This is a genomic window from Leucobacter soli, from assembly GCF_042659205.1.
Lineage (GTDB): Bacteria > Actinomycetota > Actinomycetes > Actinomycetales > Microbacteriaceae > Leucobacter > Leucobacter soli.
In genome coordinates this window covers 1-2,602 of the sequence record NZ_JBHSRW010000285.1, presented here as the reverse complement: position 1 = coordinate 2,602, position 2,602 = coordinate 1, and the positions used below count along the sequence as shown (strand labels likewise).

Genomic DNA, 2,602 nt, shown 5'->3' with positions numbered 1-2,602 from the left:
CGTCCGGCTGCGCGTGCGCTGGGCGTTCACGCGGTGCCGTTCTCCCGGGGTTCGGCGATGTCGAGCAGGATCTGCGCGACGATCTGCTCGGCGACGACGCCGTCGAACTCGGCCTCCGGCTCGAGCACGAGGCGATGCGCGAGGACGGCGGTCGCGAGCCCCCGCACGTCGTCGGGCACGACGAAGGCGCGCCCCTGCACCAGCGCCCAGGCCTGCGCGAGCCGCTGCAGGGCGAGCGCTCCGCGCACGCTCGCTCCCAGGCGCACCTCGGTCGCGTTCCGCGTCGCCTCGACCAGACGGGTGATGTACTCCGCGATGAGCGGGCTCACGAAGACCTGGGAGGCGAACTCCTGGATCTGCAGCAGCGTCCCCGTCGACATGACGGGCTGCACCTTGGGCTTGGCGGCCTGCTGCTGCAGTATGCGCCGCATCGCGGTGTCGTCCGGGTAGCCGATGCTGGTCTTGATCATGAAGCGATCGAGCTGCGCCTCGGGAAGCCGGTAGGTGCCCGCCTGCTCGACGGGATTCTGCGTCGCGATCACCAGGAACGGCGTACCCACCGGATGCGTCCGGCCGTCGACCGTGACCTGACGCTCCTCCATGACCTCGAGCAGCGCGGACTGCGTCTTCGGGCTCGCCCGGTTGATCTCGTCCGCCAGGACGACGTTCGCGAAGATCGGACCGGCGTGGAACTCGAACGCACCCTGCCGCTGGTCGTAGACGGTGACGCCGGTGACGTCGCCGGGCAGCAGGTCCGGGGTGAACTGGATGCGCGACGAGGTGCCCTGCGACACCAGCGCGAGCGTGCGCGCCAGCGCGGTCTTGCCGGTGCCCGGCACGTCTTCGAGCAGGACGTGCCCGCCCGCGATCTGCGTCGCGAGGACCAGCTCGACGACGCGCCGCTTGCCGTGGATGACCTGTTCCACGGCATCCGCCGCCGTACGCACGGAGTCTCCGGCCCAACCGGCGCGGTCGTCGGAGAGCGGGCTCGGCTCCGTCGGGGAGTGGTCGGTCGTCATGGGCATCCTTCGGTGTCGGATCGGAATGGGCGGGGGCCCGGTCGGCGTCGCGCTAGGGGCAGACCGGGATCGGCTGAGGGGGCGGGGGGTCGAAAGACGCGAAGGATCCGGTCCAGTCGATACCGAGCATCCCCGTCGCCTCGTCATAGGCGACCGTAGCAGCGCTCCGCGCGGCCGCCGAGACTCGCTCGCGGAGCGCGCTCTGCTCGACCGGAGTCGAGATGCATCCGCCGAGGTCGACGATTACCGGGGCGGGGGCGCCCGCGGGCACCACTTCGGCCCACTCGGAGGTCGCGCCGCCCTGCACCTGCCGGATGAACACGGTCTGCACCGAGCCGGGATCGAGCTCGGGGAAGGCCGACCCCGTGGGGCCGTTCGTACCGAGACGGTACTCCACGTCGAATCCCGGCCGGGGCGACGGCTCGGGCGGGACGACCTCGGTGTACCGGATCCGGGTGCCGGCCTCGATCTCAGGCACGGCCCCGATGGAATAGCTGAGCCCGGTGAGCGCCTCCGGGCGCCCGCCGACCCGGATCGTGCCGCTCTTCACCGCGGAGACGCCCCAGGTGTTGCTGACGCAGGCATCGACGTTCATGTTCTGGAAGAGGGTGCCGACCAACTCGATGGACGAGGTCGACGAGGTCGGAGTGCAGGCCCCGGCACTCGTCGCCCCGTAGAGCAGCGCGCCGCCGTAGTTCGACCGGCCCTCGATCCGAGCGGTCACGGTCGGCGAGAGCGGCGCGGACTCGAGGATGAGCGAGGTGACCTCGGGCAGGCCGCCGACCGCCGTCGTCCCGCTGGTCGTGCCGCCCGTGTTCGATTCGCCCGACGGATGCGGGAACCGGCTGTTCGCGACCGCCTGGTAGGCGACCGCGTCGCCCGCGCTCACGCGAGCGATCGTGGCCGTGCCCGAGGCTCCGGCGACGGTGGCCTGCTTCCTGCCGTTGATGAGGATGTCGATGCTGCCGGTCGACGAGTCGCTCGAGCTCACCTGGAACCTCACCGTGCCCTCGGAGACGGACTCCGCCGAGATCTGCTGCACGGCATCGACGGATGGCGCCTCGGGGAGCCGGAACGCCCAGGTGCGCACGGGCCCCGTCGGCGTCGACGCACCGACCCGGTTGACGGCGACCGCGCTGAACTGGTGCACCTCGCCCGCCTTCAGCCCGGAGACCTCGCACATGTGGCTGCCGCCGCTGGCCGAGCAGTCGGCGGGGACGGCCGCATCGCCCTCCATGATCCGGATCTCCTGCAGTTCGGGGTAGGCGTTCGCCGCCTCGCCGAGCACGACCTGGAGCCGCACCGAGGTCGCGGTGAACCCCACCGCCGAGATGCTCTGGGGTGCGCGGGGCAGACCACTCGCGTCGAGCGTGATCGTCCCCGTACCGGGACGATGCTGTGCGTCTTCGACGGTGAACGTCGCCTCGCAGGTGCCGCCCGGCCCCGTGCGGTCGGCCCATTCGACCGCGACCGAGTCCCCGTCTGCCAGGATCCGGCCGTACCGGCAGCCGGGGTCCTCGACGGAGCGCACCGCGAGCCCTCCGCCGCTCTTCCCCGCAAAGGGATCGATCTGGCCGGCGACT

2 protein-coding genes are annotated in these 2,602 nt (G+C 71.6%); both read right to left on the bottom strand.

Annotation, left to right across the window (positions count from 1 at the left end):
* Positions 1-26: 26 nt before the first annotated feature.
* Positions 27-1,019: an AAA family ATPase gene (locus ACFPZL_RS12160; protein ID WP_218116067.1), complete on the bottom strand. Its 993-nt coding sequence runs from the start codon at positions 1,017-1,019 to the stop codon at positions 27-29.
* Positions 1,020-1,071: 52 nt separating this feature from the next.
* A partial coding sequence (locus ACFPZL_RS12155; protein WP_382335616.1) for a hypothetical protein occupies positions 1,072-2,602 on the bottom strand: 1,531 nt, incomplete at its 5' end.